The sequence below is a fragment of the Arthrobacter sp. GCM10027362 genome, from assembly GCF_042679445.1.
Classification (GTDB): Bacteria; Actinomycetota; Actinomycetes; order Actinomycetales; family Micrococcaceae; genus Crystallibacter.
Map to the genome: position 1 here is coordinate 1 of NZ_JBHTML010000338.1, position 1,967 is coordinate 1,967.

1 protein-coding gene and 2 pseudogenes are annotated in these 1,967 nt (G+C 72.2%); all 3 read right to left on the reverse strand.

Annotation, left to right across the window (positions count from 1 at the left end; translation table 11 throughout):
- Positions 1-240, reverse strand: a pseudogene (locus ACFQ36_RS22400) (M20 family peptidase); the annotation flags it as partial.
- An 8-nt stretch (positions 241-248) separates the two neighbouring features.
- Positions 249-1,430, reverse strand: coding sequence for a M24 family metallopeptidase (locus ACFQ36_RS22405; protein WP_377017730.1), 1,182 nt, complete (start codon positions 1,428-1,430; stop codon positions 249-251).
- A 123-nt stretch (positions 1,431-1,553) separates the two neighbouring features.
- Positions 1,554-1,967 (reverse strand): annotated as a pseudogene (locus ACFQ36_RS22410) (FAD-binding oxidoreductase); the annotation flags it as partial.

Consider the following 1,967-nt stretch of genomic DNA (forward strand, 5'->3'; position numbering starts at 1 on the left):
CGGTGCCTCCGGCGCCAGGGTGGCCAGGATGTTCGGCCGTCCCGGGGCCACCGGCCGGACGTCGGCCTCGAAGCCCAGGCGCCGGGCTTCGGCCTCGAGCACCGCCACCGTGGCCGCCTCGGTGCCGCCCGGGTTCCCTCCGCCGGCATCGATGAGCCGGGCGGCCAGGACCTCGATTTCGTCCGGCCGGACCTGCGCCAGCACTGCCTGCTCGGCGGGGGAGGGGCTGCCCGGGGTCATCGCGGGTCCTAGCCGTCGACCAGCAGCAGGCCGCGCTTGTAGGAGGTGAAGGTTTCCACCCCCGTGGCCGTGACGCGGACGGACTCGGAGAGTTCGTAGCCGCTGCCCTGCATCCACATGCCGCAGAGCAGGTGCAGGGTCATGTTTTCGGCCAGCACCGTCTCGTCTTCGCTGCGGATGCTGATGGTGCGCTCGCCCCAGTCCGGCGGATAACCGATCCCGATCGAGTAGCCCAGCCGGGACTCCTTTTCGTAGCCGTACTCGAAGATGGCGCGGTTCCACACTGCGGAGAGCGCGCGGGTGGGCACCCCGGCCCGCATCACGTCGAGCACCGCGTTCAGGCCGTCGCCGGTGGCCTCGGCGAGCCGGGCCAGCCGTTCCGTGGGCCGGCCGGGGATGAAGGTGCGCGCGAGCGGGACGTGGTAGCGGCGGCAGGCTCCGGCCAGTTCGACGATGACGGCTTCGTCCGGCCGCAGCCGCTCGTCGCTCCAGGCTACATGGGGAGTGTCCGCGGCGGGCCCGGTGGGCAGCAGCGGCACGATCGCCGGGTAGTCCCCGCCGAATTCCTCCGTGCCGGTGATCTGCGCGTGGCTGATGGCGGCGGCGACATCGCACTGGCGGGTGCCGGCGCGGATGGCCTCCTCGGCCGCGGCCATGGCGTTGTCGGTGATGACGGCGGCCCGGCGCATCAGCTCGAGTTCGGCCGGGGATTTGACCGAGCGCACCCAGTTGACCAGTTCGAAGCAGTCCACCAGGGTCCACTCGGGGAGGGCGTTGGCCAGCACGCGGTAGGCCTTGGGCGTGAGGAAGTGCGCATCCATCTCCAGCCCTACGCAGCTCCCGGCGGCCGGAGCGATCAGCTGCCGCCGGCGCAGGGCAGCGGCCACCCAGTGGAAGGGGTGGAGGTGCGGGCGCTGCACGTAGCTGTCCGGGTAGCCGGCGATGTTCTCCGCGGCCAGCCATGTGCTGCGCCGGGCGCCGGCCACGTCCATCTGCCGGTTGAACAGGACCATATCCCCCTCGGCGGGGACGAAGAGCAGCTGCGGAGCGTAGAAGGACCAGGCGTTGTATCCGGTCAGGTAGTAGATGTTCGCCGGGTCCGCCACCAGCAGCGCGCCCAGCCCCTGTCCGGCCATCCGTTGCCGGACCGCAGCCAGCCGCGCCGCGAACTCGTCAGGGGAGAACGGCATCTCGGTGCTGCCGCTGTCGCTCACGGCGCCTCCCGGGCTCGCGGTGGTTCCCGCCACAGTGTTCGGCGAATTCCCAACAACGTACCCGCAGCCGGAGCCCGGGACAAGGGTCCGGCCCGGTGGTCAGGGGCCGGAACCGGGATTCCGGGACGGACCGGGGTCCAGCAGCTGGGCCAGGTGCAGCGCCGGCCGGTCCGGGTCCAGCTGCTTCACCTGCATGGAGCAGGAGAAGCCGTCGGCGAGCACTGCCGTGTCCGCGCCGGTCCCGCGCAGCGCCGGCGCCAGGGCATGCCCGGCCACCTGCATGCTCACCTCGAAGTGCTCCTTCTCGAAGCCGAAATTGCCTGCCACTCCGCAGCACCCGGCGGCATCCACCACCTCGGCGATGCCGGCGGCGGCGAGGGCCTGGCGCTGGGTGCCGGCGCCGAAGACGGAGTATTCGTGGCAGTGGGTCTGCAGCACCACCCGTTCCGGCAGCGGCCGGGCGGGCGCCGGCTGCCAGCCCGCCTGGGCCAGCTGCCGCACGTGGGCGGCGAA

What these genes read in the sequence shown, in the direction of transcription:
- ACFQ36_RS22405 (WP_377017730.1), bottom strand. Translation starts at nt 1,430, where the DNA reads ATGCCGTTCTCCCCTGACGAGTTCGCGGCGCGGCTGGCTGCGGTCCGG.